This window comes from Psychrobacter coccoides, assembly GCF_017498085.1.
Taxonomy (GTDB): domain Bacteria; phylum Pseudomonadota; class Gammaproteobacteria; order Pseudomonadales; family Moraxellaceae; genus Psychrobacter; species Psychrobacter coccoides.
The window spans coordinates 1-25618 of record NZ_JAGBKM010000013.1; the positions used below are offsets into that span (position 1 = coordinate 1).

General features: G+C 40.3%; 22 protein-coding genes. 4 read left to right on the forward strand and 18 right to left on the reverse strand.

Annotation, left to right across the window (positions count from 1 at the left end):
• Window positions 1-5: 5 nt before the first annotated feature.
• The 11 genes from J3492_RS13210 to J3492_RS07995 form a co-directional block, all read right to left on the reverse strand.
• Complete coding sequence (locus tag J3492_RS13210; protein WP_243453170.1) at window positions 6-527, reverse strand: IS630 family transposase; 522 nt, start codon at window positions 525-527, stop codon at window positions 6-8.
• Complete coding sequence (locus J3492_RS13215; protein WP_243453171.1) at window positions 511-849, reverse strand: IS630 transposase-related protein; 339 nt, start codon at window positions 847-849, stop codon at window positions 511-513. The genes J3492_RS13210 and J3492_RS13215 overlap by 17 nt, the downstream gene beginning before the upstream one ends.
• A gap of 48 nt (window positions 850-897) precedes the next feature.
• Window positions 898-1665 carry a sugar-transfer associated ATP-grasp domain-containing protein gene (locus J3492_RS07955; protein WP_207991315.1) on the reverse strand — a complete coding sequence of 256 codons (768 nt, stop codon included), beginning with the start codon at window positions 1663-1665 and terminating at the stop codon, window positions 898-900.
• A 623-nt stretch (window positions 1666-2288) separates the two neighbouring features.
• Complete coding sequence (locus tag J3492_RS07960) at window positions 2289-3362, reverse strand: sugar-transfer associated ATP-grasp domain-containing protein (protein ID WP_207991317.1); 1074 nt, start codon at window positions 3360-3362, stop codon at window positions 2289-2291.
• Window positions 3359-4609: an oligosaccharide flippase family protein gene (locus J3492_RS07965; protein ID WP_207991324.1), complete on the reverse strand. Its 1251-nt coding sequence runs from the start codon at window positions 4607-4609 to the stop codon at window positions 3359-3361. Before J3492_RS07965 ends, J3492_RS07960 begins: the two co-directional genes overlap by 4 nt.
• A 9-nt stretch (window positions 4610-4618) precedes the next feature.
• Complete coding sequence (locus J3492_RS07970) at window positions 4619-5644, reverse strand: NAD-dependent epimerase/dehydratase family protein (RefSeq protein WP_207991331.1); 1026 nt, start codon at window positions 5642-5644, stop codon at window positions 4619-4621.
• 34 nt (window positions 5645-5678) lie between these two features.
• Complete coding sequence (gene tviB, locus J3492_RS07975) at window positions 5679-6956, reverse strand: Vi polysaccharide biosynthesis UDP-N-acetylglucosamine C-6 dehydrogenase TviB (RefSeq protein WP_207991338.1); 1278 nt, start codon at window positions 6954-6956, stop codon at window positions 5679-5681.
• A 70-nt stretch (window positions 6957-7026) separates the two neighbouring features.
• Entirely contained in the window at window positions 7027-8985 is a 1959-nt protein-coding gene (locus J3492_RS07980; protein WP_207991340.1) for a polysaccharide biosynthesis protein, read from the reverse strand.
• Window positions 8986-9009: 24 nt separating this feature from the next.
• Window positions 9010-11211, reverse strand: a complete 2202-nt coding sequence (locus tag J3492_RS07985) for a polysaccharide biosynthesis tyrosine autokinase (protein ID WP_207991345.1) — start codon at window positions 11209-11211, stop codon at window positions 9010-9012.
• A 14-nt stretch (window positions 11212-11225) separates the two neighbouring features.
• Complete coding sequence (locus J3492_RS07990; RefSeq protein ID WP_207991347.1) at window positions 11226-11657, reverse strand: arsenate reductase/protein-tyrosine-phosphatase family protein; 432 nt, start codon at window positions 11655-11657, stop codon at window positions 11226-11228.
• A gap of 15 nt (window positions 11658-11672) precedes the next feature.
• The gene (locus J3492_RS07995; RefSeq protein ID WP_243453172.1) at window positions 11673-12767 is read right to left on the reverse strand and encodes a polysaccharide biosynthesis/export family protein; all 1095 of its coding nucleotides are present in this window, start codon (window positions 12765-12767) and stop codon (window positions 11673-11675) included.
• Between the two features lie 632 nt (window positions 12768-13399).
• Between J3492_RS07995 and rluB the strand changes: the two genes are divergently transcribed.
• Window positions 13400-14332: a 23S rRNA pseudouridine(2605) synthase RluB gene (gene rluB / locus J3492_RS08000; protein ID WP_207991349.1), complete on the forward strand. Its 933-nt coding sequence runs from the start codon at window positions 13400-13402 to the stop codon at window positions 14330-14332.
• Window positions 14333-14553: 221 nt separating this feature from the next.
• Here rluB and J3492_RS08005 read toward each other — a convergent pair whose 3' ends face one another.
• The 3 genes from J3492_RS08005 to J3492_RS08015 form a co-directional block, all read right to left on the reverse strand.
• Window positions 14554-15114: a hypothetical protein gene (locus tag J3492_RS08005; protein WP_207991351.1), complete on the reverse strand. Its 561-nt coding sequence runs from the start codon at window positions 15112-15114 to the stop codon at window positions 14554-14556.
• Window positions 15115-15179: 65 nt separating this feature from the next.
• Window positions 15180-15797 (reverse strand): hypothetical protein, encoded by a 618-nt coding sequence (locus J3492_RS08010; protein ID WP_207991353.1) that lies wholly within the window; start codon window positions 15795-15797, stop codon window positions 15180-15182.
• Window positions 15798-15879: 82 nt separating this feature from the next.
• Entirely contained in the window at window positions 15880-16626 is a 747-nt protein-coding gene (locus J3492_RS08015; protein WP_243453173.1) for a hypothetical protein, read from the reverse strand.
• Between the two features lie 147 nt (window positions 16627-16773).
• Here J3492_RS08015 and J3492_RS08020 point away from each other — a divergent pair, with 147 nt between their 5' ends.
• Entirely contained in the window at window positions 16774-17376 is a 603-nt protein-coding gene (locus J3492_RS08020; protein ID WP_207991362.1) for a LysE/ArgO family amino acid transporter, read from the forward strand.
• A 144-nt stretch (window positions 17377-17520) separates the two neighbouring features.
• On the opposite strand, the gene J3492_RS08025 is transcribed toward J3492_RS08020, so the two are convergent.
• From J3492_RS08025 to J3492_RS08040, 4 genes are all read right to left on the reverse strand, one after another.
• On the reverse strand, window positions 17521-18903 hold the full coding sequence (locus J3492_RS08025; protein WP_207991364.1) for an NAD(P)-binding domain-containing protein: 1383 nt from the start codon (window positions 18901-18903) through the stop codon (window positions 17521-17523).
• Window positions 18904-19221: 318 nt separating this feature from the next.
• On the reverse strand, window positions 19222-19863 hold the full coding sequence (locus J3492_RS08030; protein ID WP_207991366.1) for a MarC family protein: 642 nt from the start codon (window positions 19861-19863) through the stop codon (window positions 19222-19224).
• A 261-nt stretch (window positions 19864-20124) separates the two neighbouring features.
• Window positions 20125-20997: a carboxylating nicotinate-nucleotide diphosphorylase gene (gene nadC, locus J3492_RS08035; RefSeq protein WP_207991368.1), complete on the reverse strand. Its 873-nt coding sequence runs from the start codon at window positions 20995-20997 to the stop codon at window positions 20125-20127.
• A 292-nt stretch (window positions 20998-21289) separates the two neighbouring features.
• Window positions 21290-22336 carry an NUDIX hydrolase gene (locus tag J3492_RS08040; RefSeq protein WP_207991370.1) on the reverse strand — a complete coding sequence of 349 codons (1047 nt, stop codon included), beginning with the start codon at window positions 22334-22336 and terminating at the stop codon, window positions 21290-21292.
• A gap of 358 nt (window positions 22337-22694) precedes the next feature.
• On the opposite strand from J3492_RS08040, the gene nadA reads away from it, so the two are divergent.
• Both nadA and nadB read left to right on the forward strand, forming a co-directional pair.
• Window positions 22695-23834, forward strand: coding sequence for a quinolinate synthase NadA (nadA, locus tag J3492_RS08045; RefSeq protein ID WP_207991372.1), 1140 nt, complete (start codon window positions 22695-22697; stop codon window positions 23832-23834).
• Window position 23835: 1 nt separating this feature from the next.
• Entirely contained in the window at window positions 23836-25584 is a 1749-nt protein-coding gene (gene nadB / locus J3492_RS08050; RefSeq protein WP_207991374.1) for an L-aspartate oxidase, read from the forward strand.
• The last annotated feature ends 34 nt before the right edge of the window (window positions 25585-25618 follow it).

The following is a 25618-nucleotide window of genomic DNA, read 5'->3' on the forward strand; positions in this document are numbered from 1 at the left end:
TATAGTCAATCCACAATAAAACTGGAACAGCCCATATCCTGAAACAGTTTAGGCAGATTATTCTCCATCCACCCTTGGCGTAGAAACTTAGCCTGTGCCCACTTCTTCTCGATAGGGTTCAGATCAGGGCTGTACGGCGGCAGCCAAAGAATACGATGGCCATGTCTGTTGAGTAGTTTTTGGATACGTCTGCTTTTATGAAACCGAGCGTTATCCATGACAATCACGCTCTTGGTTTTAAGACTTGGAATAAGTGTGAACTTACACCAGTCATAAAATATATTACTATTGATATTGGTCTCAAAGTAATCAAGCGCAAACAGCATTTTTTTATAGAGAGCACCGATGACATTCGTACGCTTCTTTGCTTGCCAGTTGTAGCTGTCGACACAGGGTTTACCTATCCGTGCATAGCCGTAAGGTCTGATAGTTTCAGCCTCAAAGCCGCTTTCATCCATATAAACGATGGGATAGCCTTGAGTCATATAATTACTTAAATGATTGAGATACTTAGCTCTTTTTATCAAACAGGCTTTTGGATGTTTTAAGGTCTTTTTTTTGACTGATGCTAAGGCGTTTTAATGCGGCTTCTATGCCTGACTTACTACAGCCTAAACGCTGTGCTCTCTCGTACATATAATCGTCTGGATGCTGCTTAACATCTTTCAGTAAGGCTTCATTTGATATTTTAGTCGGTGCTTTATTTCTGGTTGTTTTAGGAACTAAGCTCTGCTGCCAGCTATGAATCGAGCTTGTGCTAAGCTGATAAAAGTTAGCTGCTTCTCGAATGGTCATGCCATCGGTAATGCTTCGTAACACTTGTTTGCGAAAGTCGATTGAATAGGTCATCGTTTATTTCACTAAATGAATTGGTTATAAATATTGTATCGGTTTTATCTAAGATTTACTATACCTGTCAAAAAATGGTTGGTTTGCAAATTGGGCAAACAGCATAGTTTGACCAGCTAGATTTACTTCTATACAACGCCATTTATTATGATAATCTAATGCCATATCAAGACTAACTAAGCGTACACTTAAGGTTTCTTTCGCAATTTTTATACTTGTTTGAATAAGTTCTTTATACAGAGGAAACACCTTATCTTTAAAGACAAACTGTGAGTTTGGGTGTTTCAAATACTTTTTACCATACCTATCGTTTGCATAATCATTTAGCTTTCCAGATAAATTTATATTACATACAATTCCGCCATCTGATAGATTGTCTAAACTTCCATTTATCCCCATACGTATGCTAGCGTTAATCACATGAAACCCGCCTATTTTGTCTTTATATAAACATACTCGAACAGTATTTACACTGTCTTTATTGAAAGTGTTTATAAGCTCTGATTGTTCTATTTTTTCTTGAACAACTAGGTTAGGGTGCTGATTTATTATTTCTTTCATCTCATTTATACTATTAACAAAATAAACATCTTTGCCACCATAGCTATCTTTATTAGGTTTAATTACAATAGGAAAGTCGGTTTCATTTATCGTCTCTTCAATAAAACCATCTATACTTTCAATTGAAACAAAATTTTGAGAATAATATCCCCCGTCTATCTTATGAAAGAAATCCTTAGGAAATACACCTTGACCAAACCATTTGTTATAGATACTCTTATATTCCAAAAATCCAGTGTAACTTTGATCATTCAAAAAGGGTTCGATATATAGATACAAAAACTCTTCTGGGACAATTTTTTTATTAAAAGATCTAGATAATGACTTAGAAATCTCGACTGTTTTAAAATTTACTATTGGTGATATTGATTTCCAATAATCATAATATAGTCAGGTCAGTATAAAAAGAATACAGTTAGACTGGGATAAGTTTTTCTTGCGTGCTGAACCTGCGCAGACAGAGGCTGCAAAAAATTTATCCCAGTCTAGCGTGTTAATGCAGTGTATCTATTTTATTTAGTATCGACTATACTCCTTCTTTTCTTGCTTTGTAAGTTTAAACTCGCAAAAAAACTCTGAACTATAAATTAACTGATTTCTTCTAAAAAAGTCGGAATACACTGAAATAAAACTCCATGTACTTACAGCTTGATTCTTTACTAAACTTTTAAGCTCCATATCAAGTACCTTCTTTTATTTAAATAACCTAAAGCGCTTTATTAAATATTGAAGACTACTGTAGTCAACTCAATTTAAAAGTGTTACGGTGCTATTGGGATGGATTTTGCGTAGACTCTGTGTAAGCCGCACATAAAGAATACTTATAACAGTAGCACGTGAAATATTCATAGCTTTTTATTTTGAACTGACTATATCTACTACTTATTCAACTTTAGGCCATTTATTACTTCTTCTGTGTATTGTCCAAAGAATGGAAAACCGGCGTTTTGAGGAAATTCTATAGTTTGACCAGCCAAATTAACTTCTATGCAACGCCAGTTCTGTTTAGCATCTAAGGCCATATCAAGACTAATTAAACGAGCATTTATTACGGCTCTAGCAATCGACTTACTGACTGTAACCAACTCATCATATAGAGGAAATTCCTTATTCTTAAAAACATAGCCAGAATTAGGATGGCTTAAATACTTTGTTGCTAGTATGTCGTTTGCATATCCATTTAATGTCCCATCTGATTTGATATTGCATACAATACCTCCATCAGTCATATTATCTAAGCTTCCATCTTTACCCATTCTTAAGCTTGCATTGAGCATATGCATGACTCCGTCATCGTCTTTATAGAGACACACGCGAACAGTGTTTACGCTGTCTTTATTAAAAATATTAATCAACTCTGATTGCTTTATTTTTTCTTGAACAACTAAGTTAGGGTGCTGACTTATTATTTCTTTTATCTCATTTATACTATTAACGAAATAAACATCCTTACCCCCATAGCTTTCTTTATTAGGTTTAATTACAATAGGAAAATCGGTGTCATCTATCATCTCCTCAATAAAACCATCAATATTATTGATTAAAATAAGATCATGTGAGTAATAATCCCCATCTACCTTATGAAAGAAATCTTTGGGAAACACACCTTGGCCAAACCATTTATTATAAACACTTTTGTTTGCTAAGAAATTTATATTCCTATCCCTGTTAAGCGAGTATTCAATATATAAAGGAAAAAATTCCTCAGGGACAATCCGTTTGTCAAATTCACCTGATAGGGATTTGGATATCTCGACCGTCTTATAGCTAATAATTGGTGACACCCTTTTCCAGTATTCCCAATATAGCTTTTTTTCTTCTTTAGTTAACTCCTTTTTTTCGAACTTAGAAGAATTATATATCGATTTATGGCTTTTATAAAAACCAGAGTAAACCGACAAAAAATTCCAAGCCTTAACTGTATTATTTTTTACGACTTTTCTGAATTTCATAACGTTCCTTTCTTTTCAATTTTCTTATAATAAAAATATGAGCCTGAACCTAAGATAAACTGACTTATAAATATATTCATAGCTCCACCAAGTATTCCAAAATATTGGATTAGAGGGAATGATAGAATAAAGCCAACTAAGGATGTTAATATTGTAAGCTTCATAACGATATTATCGTGACCTCTAGAGATCAAGTAATTGGTAGAATATACTGTGTAACAAACAATAGATAAAAAACCCAGTATTAATACATAAAATACTTCTGAATCATACTCATACTTTATTCCAATAATATCGAAAATATACTGATGAACAATAACCAAAAAAGTCGATACAATAGCAACTAATATGAGATAGTGCTTACTAAATACATGAAACTTGTCTTTAAATCTAATCAGGTATGGGAATGCTACACTGGACACCACACTGTCAAAAACTGTCAGTAATTGCACCACCTGTCTGGTAGCTCCAAAATAACCAGCATAGGTTTTACCCAGTATCATCCCAACAAGAAAGTTCGTGGTATTGTTGAATAGATTTGGAACAAACTGGTTAACAAATAGTGGGAAGCCAACCTTCAAAGTCTTCTTCACTCTGATCAAACCTATATATACAATACGCAATTTAAAATTTTTGAATATTATATAGTGCGAAATAATTGCTACAGCAATATAACTTACTCCTAGTAGCAAGGGATATAACCAGTAGTCTTCTGGCGTATTAATTAATCCAAAGACTCCAATAGTAAATGAAAGCTTAACTATTAAATTTAGACCAGCTATATACCCCATCTTTTCAACCCCCCTAAAGAACCATTCAGGGAATAGAGTCTCACCTATCAACATCAGGCACATTAGCAAATATACAATCAAATCTTCTTTGAATTGAGGAACAATGAAAATCACAGGTATTAATATTAGTAAAACAAATGTAAGTAAATATGCTTTCGTATACATTATTTTGCTATAAATAAGGGTCAGCTGATTGTTACTACTCCTATGCTTTGCTATTTCACGTGTCGCAGAGAGATTGAATCCATAGTCTGTTACTGCCTGAAAGTATGCAATTAAGGCTAGTCCTAATACAATTGCACCATATTGCTGCATCCCTAATACTTTAATTAAATAAGGTAAAGTAACAAATGGCAAGACAGCATTAATTAACTTTAAAACAGATAACGAAAAGAAGTTTTTGATTAGTTGGTTGTTATCTTTATTACGCAATATATTGCGAATTTTATCAATCATAAAACCCAACTATTCATTTAAGGAGTTAACATACCAAGGCATTGCTCTATTGATGCCTTTACTGATATCAAACTGAGGCGCATAACTTAATAAGTTTTTCGCTTTACTAATATCTGCTTGCGAATGTCTGACATCGCCCTCTCTAAAGTCTCGATATACCGGCTGCTTGTCATAAATAACTTTACTACTAGCTAATGCTGATTTAATTGAACTGAACAACTCATTTAGGGTTGTTCTATCACCTACTGCCACGTTATAAACTTGGTTTTTTGCATCATCATTAGTAGTTGTTGCCGCCAATATATTTGCCTGTACGGTATTATCGATATAGCAGAAGTCACGGCTGGTCTCGCCATCGCCATTGATATACACATCATCGTTTTCAATCATAGCAGCGGTCCATTTAGGAATAACTGCAGCATAAGCACCATTTGGATCTTGACGCCTTCCAAATACATTAAAGTAACGAAGGCCAATGGATTTAAAGCCATAACTACGCGCAAACACTTCTGCATATAGCTCGTTTACATATTTAGTCACAGCATAGGGAGACAAAGGTTTACCTATGGCGTCTTCTACCTTTGGTAATGCAGGATGATCTCCATATGTTGAACTACTGGCTGCATAAGTAAAGCTAGATACTTGCGCATCACGCCCCGCTACTAACATATTTAAAAATCCTGAGATATTCGTCTCATTGGTAGTAATAGGATCAGCAAGAGAGCGAGGTACAGAACCTAATGCCGCTTGATGTAACACGTAATCAACACCATTACATGCATGCTGACAATCTTTTATATTTCTAATATCTCCTTCAATAAACTTAAACTGTTGCCACTGCTCGGCAGATACTAATGACTGCACTTCGTCTAGGTTTTTTTGATATCCAGTTGCAAAGTTATCTAAACCTACAACTTTTTGATTTAGCTTGAGTAACGTTTCGAGCAAGTTTGAGCCAATAAATCCTGCCACACCAGTTATTAGCCACGTTTTAGGCGTATTACTCAGGCTCTTTTTCACATCTTCATATTGCATTGCGATCTCCCTTTACTGTCTACAAGTCTTATATTTACAAACGAATATCTGTTTCTTCTTTTGTAAAAACATATTTTAGATCGTAAAGTACATGGTTATCTTTACCAAGCTTTCTAATATTAGACGCACCCATATCGGTAAATTCATCATGTGCTACCGCTAATATGATGCCATCGTAGTATCCTTCTTGAGGCTTGCTGATTGGTTTGACGCCATACTCACGCTCAGCCTCTTCTGCATCCACCCATGGGTCATAGACATCAGCTGCAATATTGTATTCTTGCAGCTCATGAACAATGTCGATGACCTTTGTATTTCGGACATCTGGACAGTTTTCTTTAAAGCTAAGCCCAAGTACCAAGACTTTCGCACCCTCTACTTGAATACGTTTCTTTATCATATTCTTTATCAGCTGAGTGGTGACATACTCACCCATACCATCATTCAGACGGCGTCCAGCAAGTATAATTTCTGGATTATAGCCAATAGCTTGTGCTTTATGTGTTAGATAGTATGGGTCAACACCGATACAGTGACCGCCTACTAAGCCTGGGCGGAATGGTAGGAAGTTCCATTTAGTACCTGCAGCAGTCAATACCGCCTCAGTATCTATATCCATTTTGTTAAAGATAACTGCTAATTCGTTTATTAGAGCGATATTAACGTCTCTTTGTGTGTTCTCGATAACCTTGGCTGCTTCAGCAACCTTGATACTTGGTGCTTTATGCGTGCCAGCAGTAATGATTAAGTTATACACATCATCAATAAAGTCTGCTATTTCAGGTGTAGATCCTGCTGTAACCTTTAAAATATTAGTAACTCTATGCTCTTTGTCACCTGGGTTGATACGCTCAGGACTATATCCGGCATAAAAGTCTTGGTTATAAATCAGCCCAGATATATCCTCCAGCACAGGAATACAGACTTCTTCTGTAGCACCTGGATATACAGTGGACTCATAAACAACAATGTCATCTTTTTTGAGGATGCCACCTATAGATTCCGAAGCTTTTATCAAAGGTGTTAAGTCAGGCTGTTTAAAGTCATCAATGGGTGTCGGTACAGTCACAATAAAGAAATTACACTCTTTTAGTACTTCAATATCAGAGGTATAACTCAGATAGTTTGCCTGCTGCAACTCTTCATCACTAACTTCCAGCGTATGATCCTTACCTGATTGTAGATCCGCTATACGGTCATCATTGATATCAAACCCAATGACAGGTACTTTTTTTCCAAATTCAACTGCTAAAGGTAGACCCACATAACCAAGTCCAATAATAGCTATTTTTGTATCTTTAATATTTCTCATAGTATTCCTTTATAAAATTCTATAAATGATTTGAGGCGTTCTGTATAAAGTCCATTGGTTATAATATAGTTCAAGAAATTGCAGTACCTTCGTGGTAGCCTTCAACGAAATAAGTAAGCTCTTGTTTCAACCATTCCACATCATGTGGCTGCGCCCTATGTATCAGCTGAGACAACATATTTTCTATTTCCATTAATGGAAAGCTATCTTCTATTGCTTGACGAATCAAAGGATGATGGGTGGTTTGAACATTACCATCACCGATGATAAGCTCTTCATAAAGCTTTTCACCCGGCCTTAGCCCAGAAAAAACAATTTCTATATCACCATCAGGGTTCTTTTTATCTTTTAACTTATAGCCAGTTAAAAGAATCATTCGTTTAGCTAAGTCTACAATTTTGACAGACTCTCCCATATCTAACACGAACACCTCTCCACCTTTTGCCATAGCACCTGCTTGAATAACAAGACTTGCTGCTTCTGGAATAGTCATAAAGTAGCGTGTCACTTCAGGATGAGTAACTGTGATAGGACCGCCTTTTTCAATTTGTTTGGTGAATAGAGGAATCACAGAGCCAGATGATCCAAGTACATTTCCGAAACGCACCATACTAAAACAAGTTTTAGTATTCATTTGACTCAGTCCCTGACAAACCAACTCTGCTAAACGTTTAGAGGCCCCCATAACATTAGTAGGTCTAACCGCTTTGTCGGTAGAAATAAGTACAAAAGTTTCGACCTCAGCTTGCATGGCTGCATAAGCACAATGATAAGTCCCCTTGGCATTGTTAATAACGCCTTCAAAAGGATTGCTCTCAACGATCGGCACATGCTTATAAGCTGCAGCGTGGTATACTGTATCTACCTTATATTCTTCAAAAACTTTAAGTAGCTTCTCTTCGTTAGTAACATTCCCAAGCATTCCAACGACTTTAACGTCTTCATCTATAATATTACTGGCTTTTAGAGCCTTTAACTCTTGATGAATAACATATAAAGCATATTCAGAAAGCTCATAAAGTATCAAACATTGAGGCTTATTTTTTATAACCTGTCGACATAATTCACTACCAATAGAGCCACCAGCACCAGTGACTAAAACATTTTTACCTTTGATGTTTTTGCTTAACAATACATCATCAGGCTCAACAGTTTGTCTGTCTAGTACATCGAGGATATTGACTGGTCTCATTTGACTGACAGTCACCTTACCATCAGCAATTTCGTGTAAGCTTGGTAACTGTTTGATCTTTACAGGAACCTCTGAAAAATCATTAATGATTTGCCGGCGACGAGCACGGCTGGCTGACGGCAGCGCCAAAAATATTTGTGATATGTTTCTTTTATCTATCAGTTCAAATACCTTGTTGGCAGCATATATCCTCCTGCCATATAGATAACCACCGGCAACTTCTAAATCATCATCAATAAAGGCTACGACACGGTACTTATCAGACCTTTCTAATCCTTCAAACAACTCTCGACCAGCTGAACCCACACCATAAATAATGACATTTTCACGAATATTCCCATGACGATCTCTTTGCTTACCCTTACTAAGCTCTAATACTTCTCGTATGCTTAACCGGATACCCCATAGCCATATAAAAAAGAAAAATAAGTACAAAATGGGTACTGAGCGTGGGATAAATGCCAGGGTATCAAAATAATAAATGACCTCATAAATGATGATAAGTACAACAAACAATTGTAAGACCTTACGCATTGCTGTGTCAGAGAATATTCTAGATAACCCTTTATAAAAGCCTATATAATACAGCCCAATTACAGGGGGCAATGCGAAGAGGCATAACATTGATACACTAATATGATTGTCGATATAGCCATATCTTAAGGACAAAGCAAAGAATAGGCATACTATTGACATTAAGTAATCAATACCTATTAATATGCTACGCTTAACTCCTCTTGGTAGAGCAAGCAAGCGTCTAGCGTTGCGCTGATACCATTGGCTATCAGCGTTTTTAGATACCGAATAAGCATTGTTAGGCTTTTGCTTGTTAGACATAGATTTCAACTTATTAAGTTATCGCTATTTACTAGTGCCGTATGTGTAAGCATAGTGGTAGCTCTGCTTATCCAGAACTCCTTGCTGCACATCGTTTAGAACGATACCATCTACTTTTACATTGGCTTTATTCATCTGTTTGATTGCATACCCTAGCTGACCCTCTAGTGAGTTATTATGTCTAGCTACCATTAATACTTTGTCCGCATATTGGGATAACAAAACAGCATCTGTCGCAGCTAAAACTGGAGGCGAATCAATAATAATATAATCATAATGAGCTGAAAGCTGCTCTATTAGACTTGCAAACTTCTCACTAGCTAATAATGATGCAGGGTTAGCTGCTTGTTGCCCACGTGGAATAATATCCATATTATCCACAGGTGTTGGATGAGTAATACTGGTTGCGGTATGTTCGTTTTCCAGAAAATAGTCTGCTAAACCTGACTCTTCACTCATATTAAAGGTACGATGTAGACTTCCTAGATGTAGATCTGCATCTATGACCAAAATACGTTTATCTAGCTGTGAGAATACCTCAGCCAAATTGGCCACTACAAAGGACTTACCAACATTTGGACTTTCACTAGAAACTAATATCACACGTGCACCTTGGTTTTGCTTAGGCATACCAAACATTAGGTAGGTTCGTAAACTCTTAATACCTTCATAGCTCAAACCATCTTGATCCACATAAGCCAACAATCTATCATTAGGCTGATTATTTTTACTAAGCTTTCTCAGTGATTTGGAACGTGGAATTGTAGCTATAACAGGCACCCCCATCTTAGATTCGATACTATTGGGATCCTTAACCACATCATTTCTGAATAGGTTTTTTAACATTACTGCAATGATTCCAAGCATAAGACCTAATAGTCCTGCTAATATCATTACCTGCAACTTTTTTGGTGCAATAGGTCTAAAGGTACTTGTAGGTAAGTCAACGATGCGAGCATAACCAATCTGACCAGCTCTAACGATTTTTAGCTGTTCATAGTTTCTTAGCATAGTTAGATAGATATCTCTATCGATATCAACATCTTCTGATAGTTTTAAAAACTCTCTTTGTATGTCTGGAAGTCTAGTTACTGTATTCTTAATCTCTTGCTTTCTGGCATTTAGAACACGAAGTTGATCATTAATCTGAATAACTAGAGGATGTTCTGCAGTATAATAAGTCGTTAGCTCTGCTTTTCTTAGGTTCAACTCATTAAGCTGTGAATCAATCTGATAGCTTTCTGTTAGTAGCAACTGTGCTTCCTGACCAACATCTATAGTTCCATACTTTTGACGAAACTCATTAAATGCTGTTTCAGAGTCCTCCAGCTTTTGTTTTAATATAGGTATCTGCGTCTCCATGAACTCAATGGTTTTATTGGTTTCTTCAGAGCCACGAGATTGGTTTTGGTCTATATATGATAGGACTATTTGTCTTAAGATAGAGCTAACTTGCTGCTGGTTAGAGCCTGTTAGAGACAGTTGAATAATTCCAGTATTACCTCCCTGCTCTTCAACAACCAAAGTATTCGCTAAGGCATTTGTTATATCTTCTACAGACTTTTTAGTAATGTTTATGGGATGATCATTATCAGGAAGGTCTGTTACTGTAATTTCAATTTCACCCCCTGAACCCTGAAACTTATGAGCTTGGTTCATTTGCCCTTTAAATTCATCAACCCCACTACTCAATACAAATCCTGCACCACTTCTTACTAGCGTAAACGTATTATTAATGTATGACGGTGATACATTAAACTGACTTACCTGCGCTTGTCCGTTTTTAGTATCCAAAGAAACCGTATCTTCGGTATTTACTTGTGTGCCTACACTATCTCTTTTTATTCTGTCTAAATGACCAATAGTAGGATCATTTAGTCGAATACGGAGATTCAACATGTTGACTACTGGCTCTAACACCATGCGTGATTTTATGAGCTGAGCTTCTGTTTGAGCTGGGCTTACCTCTGGTCCTACCAACTCTGAGATATTCGCTCCAAGCCCTGACACACCCTGAGTTTCATTATCTATTTGTACTAAAGCATCTGATTTGAATGTAGGATTAACATAACGTGTGTATAAAAAACCTAGTATTAACCCTAACAATAAAAAGGCGATAACTATCTTCCAGTTTCTTAACAACACCAAAAATGCTGTAAATAAGTCGTTCTCATTGTTATCACGATCGACAGTAGGTTGTGACAGACTTTTTGATTGTGTATTCATATATGACCCACTATTTAGCTAATTTTATAAACCCAGTGTTCAAGGCTATCCTCAAGATCCCTTCTAACAACCTCAAATGCTTGCTTGTCTTTACCATATGGATCTTTTATATCTTTATTTATCCAATGCCCAATTCTGAAAACTTTACCTCGGCAATGTGGCCACTGCTCTTCAATCCATCTTTTCTGCTTTATTGACATCGTCAAAATCAGATCAGCGTTTCTAACCAGTAACTCATCTATTTGTTGTGCAGTATGGTTACTTATATCAGTGCCATATTCAGCCATTACTTCAATTGCAATAGAATCGGCAGGATAGCCTACCAGTGCCGATACTCCAGCAGAATTGATTTCTTTCAATGGATACTTACTTGCCATCATGGCCGCAGCCATTGGGCTGCGACATATATTACCTACACACACTATTAATATATTTTTAAAATCCACAGTAAGCCACTTTTGTTAGATACGTGAGATACTATAAATCGCAGATGTAGAAGGTAGTAGCAAGCTGATAACACGGTTCCAACGAGCCAACCCTGTTGGATCTACATATAGAATATCGTTAGGCTGCATCTCAAAACGATTTGCCAGTGCAAAGTTCGTTATTGTTTTCATATCTATATAATAAATATTGGTCATACCATTATTGGGATTATCTCGGACAACATATATTTTGGCAGCATCAGAAGTATTAGAGTCTAATCCTCTAGACTCGCCTATGACATGGGCTAAGCTTAAGCCTTGCTCTGGTATCAAAACAGGTTCAACCCTACCTAACTCTCCTAACACATAAACCTTATTACGAGTTTCGCTGTTCACATGAACAGAGTCTCCATCTCGTAGATAGATTTGATTTGCTGAAACTCCTAGCTCTCTCAGTGATTGAAGACCTAAAGAGTAACTCTTACCATCCCTATTCAGTGTTATGTTATTGGAGTCACCAGCGGCTGTTGCTCCCCCTGCTAGAGATATGGCGCTGTACAGGGATACAGGTGTGTCTGTAATAGCAAATTCACCTGGTTGCTCTACTTCACCGTCAATAAAGAACTTATTACCACGATATTCAGCAACGTTAACCTGAGGGTCAGAGTATTTTAAATAGCGTTGTAATTGTCCTTTCAGGTTTGCAGTAAACTGTGGAACGCTCAAACCACTAGCCTTGACACGCCCAACCAATGGAAACTGAACGAAGCCTTGTTGATCCACTAGAAATCCAGATGTCGCACTAGGTGTAATATCTGGATAGCCACTAAGAAAAATGTTTAGAACATCACCTTGAGTAATTTGATAATCCATATATCCAGACGTTTGTATCAAACGATGCAAGTCATTATTTGAAGTAGCGACTTTCTTTGGTGGTAAGGTGGCTAAATTTATAGGCTGAATATTAAAATGCAATCCATTCTCAGCTATAAAACTACCAGAGACAGGCAATTGTCCAGCCTGAAGCCCTGAATTAATAGTACAGCCAGAAAGCAATCCTGTGAGTAATAGACACATTGCGCCTTTCAATCTAGCAGACTGATATAAAGAGTTTTTGTGGTTATAGGACATAATAGTCACTCAGATCCGTGTTCAAAAGTTAAGTGTCGATAAGCAAAAGTCAGCCATTATATATTATATGTGAAAAAACGAATTAATAATTACCAAACCTACACGTAAAATAGTTATTCTGCAATACTAAGAACTTTTGTAGATAGTTATAAATAGGTATTAATATAATACTCGTATAAACAACAATTTACCAACCCGCCTGTCTATTTATTGACTAAATTAGCCAACAAAAGATAGCTGTTATAAATGATAACTTTTAGAGTAAACGGTATAAAAACCCACTTTATCGGTATAAAATGTCATTAAAAAAAATAAAACATCATGGTTTTGACTAAAGTATTACTAAATATTTATCTATTTATATCTAGGGTAAATACTAAATTTGACTTCTGTTAACTACGATTTGAGCCTGACTTTTTGTGCCGTAAGTCAAGCAAAAAAACCAAACTCACCTCAGTCTTCCAACCGAAGTAAAGTAAAAAAATATTTGCTTTCTGAAAACAAGTCTTCGATATCACGACATTCGAAGAAAAAACAGTGATTTAGGCACCAACTCTCAAAAAATAGCGTAGAATAGAGGGCTCAATCTTATACATTGCGAAATGTAAACCAACCGATTCAAGGTAACTGATATGAAAGATGAAAAACTACAAAAAGCACTGGCTCGCATGGGCTTAGGATCACGTCGTCAGATGGAAGAGGTCATTAAGTCTGGTCGTGTATCTGTCAATAGCGGTCCTGCTACCATTGGCGACCGGGTGGGACAGGGCGATGAGATTCGTGTTGACGGTCGTCTGATCAAGTACACTGCTGAAAACGAAAAACGTCGTCGGGTCTTGGCTTATTATAAACCTGAGGGCGAGATCTGCTCAGCCAGTGACCCTGAAGGCCGTCCGACTGTCTTTGAGCGCTTACCAAAACTGACCCATGACCGCTGGGTAATGGTTGGTCGCTTAGATATTAACTCTACCGGATTACTTTTATTTACCAATGATGGTGAAATGGCGCATCGATTGATGCACCCTTCTAATGAAGTGACACGGGAATATGCGGTACGTGTATTAGGTGAAGTCACGCCAGATATCGCTCGAAACCTGACGGCTGGGGTTATGCTAGAAGATGGTATGGCACAGTTTGAAGATATAAAAGAAGGCGGGGGTGATGGTGTTAATAAATGGTATCACGTCAAACTAAAAGAAGGGCGTAATCGTGAGGTGCGCCGCTTGTTTGAATCTCAAGGCCTTAAGGTCAGTCGCTTATTGCGTACACGTTACGGTACTATTTCGCTACCAAAAGAGCTGCGTACAGGACGCTTTTTAGAGTTGGATAAAAAAGAGATCAATACGCTTACTGACCTAGTCAGCTTGCGCCCACGTCATGGTACTGGTCTACAGGGTACAGCCAAAGAAAAACAAGAGCGTATTAAAAATAAGCCATTAAAAGCACGGCGCTCTGATAATCGTAACAGCAATACTAAAGCCAGCAGTAGTGCTAAATCCAAAGGCCGTTCGAGTGCTTCTGATCGTCGTTCACGTCATACTGGTAACCGTAGTAATCAATCTTAGGCCACGTTGGTTCAGTATGCCAATATGATACTCATAAGAAAAGCTGCTAATCAATGATTGGCAGCTTTTTTATTGGTATTTCTTGATGCATGGCTATTTGCAAGCTATAGTCGGAGCACTTTTAAACCGCTACGGTGTTACCCGCCCCAGATGTACTTAGTGTACTATCTGCCGTCGGTCGCCTTATAGCGATTTTAAAATTCCTTGACTATATATATTAACTACGATTGACTGTCTAAATAGCGTCTCATGATACGCAAATCTTGCAAGTTTTGTGTCTCTATTTGTCTAAGAAGCTCATCTAAACGTTTTTCAATACTATATAGTAGCTCCTGTAAGACCTCAATTGCCTCATTCTGTTTATTTTGCTTAGTCGTTTGCTTATTAATACTGGTAGCGGTACTTATAAAGCGATAATGAGTGCTTAGTATTTCAGGCAAGCGAGTATAGACCAGTTTATGCAAGATAAAGTGTTCTTCATTGACGATGATGGTCTTTTGTTGTTCTGTACTTTGCTGATACTCTTGATAAATCGCTAATTTTTTATCAATGCTTTGTAATTGACGCAGTTGTCCATCGGTGAGCACTTTGAGGTGTTTTTTGGTCAAATCCAACTGCTGCCAGTTCAATGTGTTTAAAGATAAGGGCGTGTTATAGTCTTGATAAGTCAGCACACCGGGGGTAATACCAACTGCTCTATGTAAAGCATGCCAGCCTTTTCTACCTAAATAGATGACCGTGATGGTGCTCGCTACACCAGCAACGCCCAACAGTATACTCATACTTACCCCTCATCTATGTTTATAATATCACCCACCTTCTATATAGTATTATGTATGGCACAGCACTATGTATTACCTTTGTCCGCGGCTGATTTGGCTTGATCATTGAGCCGAGTGCTTTCGAGTATTTGCACTTTAGATACAGGGTTATCAAAACGCTGTTGCAAGTAACGATGGGTGGCCAGCAACTTTTGTCCATCTTGATGATAAGAAGCATCTAACAAGTCATCAAACTGAGTATTGATCGTTCTTAGCACTTCGAGCAACGCTTCTTTACCAGTCACATCGGAATGTTTTATTTTAGTATTGTCAGCACGGGCACCGTCCAAGTCATGCAAGCGGCGATAGTCAGCGACCGCTTGTGGGATATGTTTGTCCATTAGGTTTTGAATCATGATGTAAGTCTCACTCACAGTATCACTGTCATCGATCTTCCCATCATTATTAGTATCACCATAGATTACCCTTAACTTTTCGCCTTTTTGGTCAATCTGCGCAAGCGCTGTTGTCACCTCGTTGGGTAAGCTTTTTTCAGGAATGTAGCCCAACTGCGGCATGGCTTTATATTCAAGCATTTTGGGTGCTGTGATTTTTTTAACACCAAGATAGCCCAGGTATAATCCAGCTGCTGGCAATATACCGTATAAGATGAACATCACTAGCATCGCTGTTGCTTGGGTCATCAGAGTATCCTTGTCATGTCCTTGTTATTGATATTGATATTAAACTTATTACGGCTTAAACCTATTATGATTGATGTTTAAGCTAGTTCTTTGTACGGCTTTTGACATAGCGATGCGTTGAAGCCAGTTTATTCATCACTGTTTGGTGCAACTCATCGAGCAGCTCATCCAACTCATAGTCAATCTCTAAAAATAAATCCGTCAGCATGTCTCCTGCAGTCATACTGCCCTGCACCATATTGTTTTTGGTTCGATGCGGGCTAAAGCGTTGTAATTGCTCATAATGATATAACGCCTCTGGAATGCTCTCTGACACCAGCTTATCAATGACGAACTGACGCTCGTTATGCTGTTGTTGTTGCTGTTCATTTAACTCACCACTCCAATCACGATAGCGCTTCAGCTTACCGTTAATTCGGTCCAAAATAGCCACCGCCTCGATAGGCATGGCATTCAAAGTGGCCTCATCGACCACGTCCACAAGCTCTGTCATAATCGGACAACGTCCATATCTGAGATACCATAAGGTATCGGGGTCAAAAGGAGGGCGGTTTATCGAGCGCATCTGGGCCCGATTGGCAAGGTAACGATCTGTCAGCGGCGTTGGTGAATGGACATCGCTTATACGTGCTAAAGCATCACAGATTCTATCAGCACGCTCAGGAGGCGTCAGTATAGCGGTATTTTCATGATTATCTACATCACTGTCACCCTTATTGACTACGCCAGAACACACAGCCGATTGTTGAGCGTTTTTAACCGCTTGTGCTGGCAAGTCATCTTGCGCTTGCCCAAATGACTGTAGCATCCTCGTCAAACTTACGACCATGACCTACCCTGCTCCTCGGTTCATTACTTTCATATTCTACTCGTATTGCATGCTTTCATTTAATCACGTATCTTAGCAGCTTTTAATCACTCTGCCAGTAAGCAAAATGTCACCACTCCCTCTCTACCATAATGACCACATCATCCTATGAATGCTCCTGATTATATTTCTGGCTTTTTACTTGGGTTATCACTTATTATTGCGATCGGCTCACAGAATGCTTTTATTCTCAAGCAAGGCCTAAAGCGTGAACACATATTTTTTATCAGTTTGTTTTGTGCTGTCAGTGATGCCTTATTGATATCTGCTGGTGTGGCTGGTTTTGGTGCCATAACTGTCCAGTACCCTCAGATAGTTAATATCGCCAAAATTGCAGGCATGGTGTTTTTAATCGGCTACGGATTACAAAGCTTATATGCCAGTGTGCGCATATCACACGCTATCACAGTCGATGGACAAGCGGTGACTGGCTTAAAAAAAGCATTGCTTCTGTGTTTTGGTTTTACTTGGCTAAACCCACATGTCTATTTAGATACATTGGTGCTCGTTGGCATGGTTTCAACTGGGGCTAGCAGCAAGTTGGCCTTTGGCATTGGAGCGGTAAGCGCTTCATTCTTTTTCTTTTTTGCCCTTGGCTATGGCGCTCGATTATTAAGACCCCTATTTACCAAGCCAAAAGCTTGGAACCTACTTGATGCAGGGGTAGGTGTTTTGATGTTTTATTTGGCTTGGCATCTGTATCAAAGCTAACACCTGTATGAATACCAGTAGTACTTGATTGCTCCTAAAGGGGTCTGATTTCAAACCCGCTGCAACCAATAGATATAAAAAAACCAAACACTTAAGGTGCTTGGTTTTTATTTGTAGCTGCTTGCTATGACAGACATCGATTGCTTACGATGCTTTTTTGCGTTTTTTTGGTTGTACAAACGCTAGGTTTAAGAAGTGCTCAAGCGAATCATCTAACACATCAAGCCACGGCTCTGGTAACTCAGGCGCTAAGGTGCCAGTCAATGTAGAGCGGTATGAGCGTTCTCTAAAAGTCATGATGCCTTGTTTTTTGTGCTCTTGCCATTCTTTTAGAAGCTCAGCTTGCTGCTCAACTTTAAACTCCGGATAGTCAGTTGCGTCGGTCAGATCACGAATATAAGACGCTTGAAAATCAATAGAGTCATCGACCGTTACTGTCTTTTCATAAGTCTCAAGCCATTCTTTTTCATCATTTTGACGGGCTTCAAGGTCTGGCAACTCAATCTCACCCATGATGACATCACGAGCATACCATGCTTGAGCATCAAACATATTGAAAGTGAAGTACTGATCTTGCATACCTAAGTAAATCAGCTTAGGGTTTGGCTGCCAAAAAATGCCTTTATATAGGTTGGCAGGATACAAGCAGTTGTGTGTCTGCAAGCGCAGCTCATCAGGTAAGAACGGGAAGTGAAACAAGTAGCCTGTACACATGATGACTGCATCAAACTGCTTACTGGTTCCATCAGCAAAATGTGCCACATCGTCTTCGAAATGAGTCACCAAGGGCACTTCTTCAATACCGTCTGGCCAATCATATCCTAATGGCTGCGAACGATAACTGATAGTCACCGACTTGGTTCCATACTTGTAGCACTGAGTACCAATGTCTTCAGCTGAGTAGCTGCTACCAATAAGTAGGATATCTTCGTTTTTGAACTCTAAAGCATCACGGAAATCATGGGCATGCAAGATACGACCTGGAAACGCTTCTAAGCCTTCAAAGTAAGGCATGTTTGGCGTCGAGAAGTGACCTGTCGCAACCACGACGTAATCAAACTCTTCAACTTCTTGCTCATCGGTTTTATGGTTCATCACCGTGACGGTGAACTTTTGCGTGTCATCATCAAACGAAACCCAACGTACTGGGCACTCAAAACGGATGTATTTTTGAATATCTTGTTTATCGATACGCCCCATGATGTAGTCTTTTAATACTTCACGTGGCGGATACGATGGGATAGGCTGACCAAAATGCTCTTCAAAAGAGTAATCAGCAAACTCTAAACACTCTTTGGGACCATTTGACCATAAGTAACGATACATACTACCGTGGACAGGCTCACCGTTTCTATCCAAACCTGTGCGCCAGCTATAATTCCACATACCACCGATAGCGTTTTGCTTTTCATAACAAACTATTTCAGGCAAGTCTTTAACACCCGCTAGACGAGCTGCTTCAAAAGCACGTAACTGTGCCAAACCGCTAGGACCTGCGCCTAAGATAGCTATTCTTGTCTTACTCAAAGTACACTCCTGCTAAAATTAGTGGGACCTAACTATAACATATTATTATATATATTATAATTTGAAGCCCCTTTTAGTAACTTATCAGTAGATTTAGAGGCGTATTCAGGTAAAAAATAGAGTTTAGTACCAGACATAAGTCAGTTAATACGTCATGTATTTAAATATTCTCTTATAGGTCGCTTGGTGCTTTTTTTGATAAAAACCTTGAGCTTAAAGGTGTCGCAGCTGATACGTGCTAGCAATGATAAATATAAGATAATAAAAAGAATGAACATAAAAAATGTTACATTTTTGCTTAAATTGATCTTATTTGATCTATAGTAAGTGAGGAAACAGAGTGCGTAGACCACTGACGATGATTTCGATAGAAACGGCAGCCAACAGCATCCCCATGATTCGACTCATGATATTGATACCCGTATCACCAAGCAAGCGACTGATACGTCCTGCTGCCATCAAAGCCAAGTAACAAAAAAGGCTGATCAATAAGCCAGCAATAATCACCGCAGAAACCCGCAAAATACCTGAAACTTGCGATGAATAAATAATCACAGTTGAGATACCTCCTGGCCCTATCATCATCGGTATCGCCAAAGGCACTACCGCAGAAGCAGTACTGGGCGGAGCGTACTTATCGTATTCAACATCGAAGTTTTCTTGGTCAGGCTTGGCGGGGTTGCCTTCACCATTTAGCATATTGAGCGCAATAAAAAATATCAAAATGCCGCCTGCCAGCTGGAACGACCCGATAGAGATACCAAGTAGCTTGAGCAATGTCTCACCAACTACTGTAAAAAAGCTGATGGTAATAAAAATGGTCAAACAGGCAATACGAGCGACTTTTCGTCGATCTATCATCGAATAGCCACGAGTTAGATCCAAAAACAGCGTCAAAGCTGCAAAAGGATTAATCAAGACCACAAAGGCCAAGATGATTTTAATGATTTCAGTATCCACTGAGCGCTCGCTTGTTCATCAAAAAATGCAGCAAAAAATAAGGCCATCGTGCGAGTGTCACAATGACCCAATAGGTATCTAACAACGGCATTGTAGCATAGGCAGTTATGCCAATAAAATCATTAACTTTGCTCAATTTACTCTTAATTATTATCTTGATAAAACATCGACACCGATACCCATATCAGGCACTATTTCTGACCGAGAATGTATCAAAAAACGCAATAAAAAATCTGTGAGATAAAAAAATCAAAACAGACTCTAAGCACTAAAATCAAGTCCGATATCTAATGCTGTGGTGCTGTGCGTTAAGTACCCCATCGCAATAAAATCTACCCCTGTTTTTGCTACTGCCTGCACACTGTCAGGAGTAACACCGCCAGAAGCTTCTGTTTTTGCACGTCCTTGGCACATGGTCACTGCTTTTTTTAGCGTGGCAGGTGTCATATTGTCCAGTAATACTAAGTCCGCCCCAGCATCGAGCGCCTGCGCCAACTGCTCTAAGGTGTCGACCTCTATTTCGATTGGTATCAAGTGACCTGCAAAATCTTTTGCCTGCGCAATGGCAGTTGTGATATCGCCAGCGATCGCAATATGATTGTCTTTTATCAAGATTGCATCATCCAAACCCAGACGATGATTGCGACCGCCGCCGCAGCGTACTGCATACTTTTGTACTATGCGTAGTCCCGGAATGGTCTTGCGTGTACAGGTAATCTGCACTGAGTAATCAGCCACACTATCGACGACCTGTCTGGTAGCAGTCGCAATACCGCTCAGATGAGTCATAAAATTCAACGCCGTACGCTCGGCAGTTAATAGATGACGGGCATTGCCCCGCACTGTCGCCAGTATCGTACCTGCTGCAACCGTCTCACCATCAGCCACTTGTGCGACAAACTCAATGTCCTGATCAATCATAGTAAAAGACAAATGCGCCAAGTCCATACCGCAGATTACCCCGGCTTGCCGCGCCCGAATCTGCAGCTGCGCTTGTTTGTCAGCAGGAATGGTCGCTTGCGAGGTTACATCACCCCGCCTGCCTAAATCCTCTACTAATGCTGTCTCGACCAACGGCTTAAGCAAAACTCGATCTAATTTTGGCTCTGATATTGGCTGTGCTTTAAACGTCATACCCACCCCTAATTTTGGATTGTTACCAATTATGTTTATTTAAACTCAAAATGAGCATAAATATAGCGTAAAGTGGCTACACTCGCAACAAAAAGTCGCAATTATATTAGGGCGTGTCTTCATTTTAAAAATGGTCATAAAAATGAGATAAATTGCCGTTAAACAAGGAAAATAGCGCAGATAATATCGGGATATTACCTAGCTATTTAGCGCTGTTTGGCAATATTTAGCCATTTTTAGCCCATTTAGGTATCCTTCGATTGAACTGAGGACACGCCCTAATGACTGACATTTATTTGCGTTTGGGTAATTTGCTATCCATAAGTAAACTCTGCAATTCGATATCATGGCAAAAACGGTAAAGCTTGGCAGGTCGTCCACGCTGAGCACTGCTACTGTCACCCGTTGGCTGCACTAGGTTTTGTGAATCCAATAAACGGCGGAAGTTTTGTTTATGCAGCCGCACCCCTGACAGTGCCTCGACACTTTGCTGTAGCTGTAATAAAGTAAACACGTCAGGCATCAAACCAAATATCAGCGGTCGATACTCTATCTTGGCACGCAGTCTAGAGATGGCTGTAGCGATGACACGGCGATGGTCATAATACATAGGTGTGCCCAGCATTTGTGTCCAGTTGTCAGGTAGCTTACTCGGTTGATAACCCGGGGCTTCAGGGATAAGCTCTGCTTCATAAAGCATCTCATAGCGTAGGAGTACATGCTCTGCTACCCATTCACTGACATCTTGTTGTTTTTCTAATGTGTCTGGAAGACTGGCCAATACGTGGTCTGCCTTACCAGCATTAAGCGTGACATCCTCCAGCAAGCTTTCACTCAATCCCCAACATAAACGAATGCGTTGACGACGGCGATGCTGAGAGACAACATCTTCGGCCTTATCAGCCCAAGCCAATAGTTTGGGCACAATAAAATCCATGATCATACTGGGCACACCTTCTAGATGGTTTTCCCATGGAAAATAGTCATACCAATCTTGCCATACTGCTTGGCTTGGCAACTCCGGCACTTGCGCTTCTTGCACCAATCCCAGATAACTGACATAAACCAGCGCATGACCCTCACTATTGCGGCGGCTGGTATCCACAAAGGTATATAACTGCTCAAGATAACCGAGTGGCTGCCGAGTTTGTTCTTCAACCCACTGTCGCACACCTGCTTGCAAGGAGCGGTGTAATGGCATAAGTGGACCGTTGGGCAATAGCTTACCTTGGTCTACAGTTAACACCCGTGCGGTATGATCAGTAATAGCAATCAATACCGCCACCACTTCTGTGGTGCCACTACCTTGCTGATGCGCATGTGAATAAGACAACGTCATGGTCGTTTATGATTACCCTCAGATTAAATGAAATGATGACTAAAACAGACCTCAGTATAGCGTGAATTAGGGTTTATCGTAAAAATTGACGGTAATTATTGCTGTAACAGCAGCCATTGCTCTTTTGTTTAAAAAGTCGAATCACTTTAGGCAAACGCCCAAATGGCATCGAAAAAGTTACAGTAACACACCGCCGATAGCTGTCAGCCAAATAGTAAACTTCAAAAAAACACTTGTTTTTATGCTCAAAATGAGCATAATTAAAAGCACGTTATTTCTGAACAGTTGTATTTACTCTGTTTTACTCTCTCGACATGCGCACATTTTATTATGGCTATCGCAACGGAGGCTTGCCCCAATGAAAACCTATCCTTATGACGCACCGACTCTAAGCGCTGACAATCGCAGCAACACTCAATTAAATATTGAATACGCCAAGGCAAAGATACCGGCCGAGCTGCCGCGTGAGCAGCGTCTGGTAATAGAAGCCAATATCAAGCAGTTATTGCAAGAGCATAATGCAGTATTGGTTGCGCACTATTATGTCGATCCTTTTATTCAGGATTTGGCCTTAGCCACGGGTGGCTGTGTCGGTGACTCGCTGGAGATGGCACGGTTTGGCCAAGCGCATAGCGCCCAAACATTGGTAGTGGCGGGTGTACGTTTCATGGGCGAATCTGCCAAAATACTGAGTATGGAAAAAACCGTACTGATGCCAGACTTGGAAGCTGAATGCTCGCTTGATCTAGGCTGCCCGGCGGATGAGTTTTCAGCCTTTTGTGATGCCCATCCTGATCGTACCGTGGTGGTGTACGCCAATACCAGCGCTGCGGTCAAAGCACGTGCAGATTGGGTAGTAACCTCATCAGTTGGCATCGATATCGTCCGTCACCTGCATGCACAAGGCGAAAAAATCATCTGGGGGCCCGATCGCCACTTGGGTAAATATATCGCCCGTGAGACTGGTGCAGATATGCTCTTATGGCAAGGCTCGTGTTTGGTACATAATGAGTTTAAAGCCACAGAGCTTATGCAGCTAAAGGCGGAGCATCCACAGGCAAAAGTCTTGGTACACCCGGAGTCTCCTGATAACGTGGTTGAGCTTGCTGATGTGGTCGGCTCGACCAGCAAATTACTTAAGTCAACTTATGAGATGGATGACGATACTTTTATCGTTGCAACTGACCTTGGTATATTACACGAGATGCAAAAGCACTCACCCCATAAGCGTTTTTTAGCGGCACCGACGGCTGGTGAGAGTGCCAGCTGTAAGAGCTGTGCGTTTTGTCCCTGGATGGCGATGAATGGCCTACAAGGTATTGAGCAATGCTTGACGCAGCATAGTGGTGAGGTATTGATGACCCCAGCATTGGCGGCTGCCGCAAAAAAACCACTACAGCGCATGCTTGATTTTGCCGAAAGTCAGCAGCAGCGTGTACAGGCCAGTGGTGACCTCGTCAAAGACCGAGCCCTGTTTGCTAATGTAGGAGCGGCCTAATATGAGTGAGGCGTGTACAGCCGATAATACAAACCATACCTATAACGCTGATGATGCTCAGCAAACAGACGTACTTATCATTGGTGCTGGCCTTGCAGGATTAACCACCGCATTGGCACTACCAAAGTTTTTGCGCATTACCGTTTTAAGTAAAGCAGCCATAGAGGTTTGTTCAAGCCATTATGCTCAGGGCGGTATCGCTGCCAGTTTGGCTAAAAACGACTGTGTCGCTGATCATATCGCTGATACACTCACTGCTGGTGCAGGATTATGTGAAGTTGATAATACGGCCAATATATTAAGTGCAGGTCAACACGCTGTGCAGTGGCTCTGCCAGCAAGGCGTGCCTTTTACTCAGGTTTGTCAAAAAGACACTTTGGCGCCACTGCAGATCAGCGACTTGCATTTAACCAAAGAAGGTGGCCATGGTCGCCGGCGCGTCGCTCATGCTGATGACGCAACTGGCCGCCATATTATGGAAACATTAATGGCTAACGCACAGTCTGCGGCTAATATCTCTATTTTACCCTATCATGAAGCACTCACGCTCATAAAAGACAGTAACAACAGCCGGTGTCAAGGGGCGCTGGTGTTTGATCATCATAACCAACGGCAAATTAGTTTTCGCAGTCGTGCAGTCGTACTGGCCAGTGGCGGCTTGGGGCAACTGTTTAAGCGTACCAGTGCTCCCGACGTCTGTGTCGGTGATGGGCTGATGATGGCATGGCAAGCAGGTTGCCGTCTTGCAAACTTAGAGTTTATTCAATTTCATCCGACAGGTTTGGCATTGGACGACAGTCGTTTTTTGATATCCGAAGCTCTACGGGGTGAAGGTGGTCGCCTGTACTGTCCCAAAACTGGCAAACGCTTTATGCTAGATATCGACGCACGTGCAGAGCTTGCTCCAAGAGATATTGTGGCACGTGCCATCGCTGAGCAAATTAACCATAATGGTTTGGGCCACGTGCATCTTGATGTCAGTCACTTGCCAGCTAGGTTTTTACAAACGCACTTTCCGCAGATTTATCAGACGTTATTGACTCTGGGTATTGATATCACGACTGATCCCATTCCAGTCGCTCCTACTGCGCACTATAGCTGTGGCGGTGTGGTCACTTGTGCTGATGGTCTAACCGATGTTCCAGGGCTTTATGCGGCTGGTGAAGTGGCCTATACGGGTCTGCATGGTGCCAATCGCTTGGCCAGTAACTCTTTATTAGAGTGTGTGGTGATTGGGCGGCGCATTGCAGGGCACTTGCCAAAATACGTGACAGATCAGACATGGCGTACGCCTCACCTTTTGGACACTCACGTCACTGCTATCATCATTCCTTCTCGTTTTCATCTGTCTTCTCAAGAGGCGGCTGCCGACGATGATGTCCATGCTAAAGACATCATTGTTCAATTAAAAGCCTTGATGAGCAGTCATATGAGTATAGTGCGTAGTGCTGCGTTACTAAAAAGCGCTTTAATACAGATACAACGTTGGCAAGCTCATCTTGATACTACGGATAAAACGGATGGGATTTATGGGTTTGGTTGTTTAACTCAGTGGCAGCTATCACGACAATTACAGTTGGCGTCCCTGATCATTCAGTCAGCTTACCAGCGCTGCGAAAGTCGAGGGGGTCATTATCGTTATGACTATCCTACGCTAACAAAAGACGCCAAAGTCAGTGTCATTAAACCTTTCGCACCTCATAAAACGGACAGGCTTGTAAGCGCTTTAACTTCTATCAAGGCGTGTTGAACATCCGATGATGGCAAGCTAACGTTAACAGCAT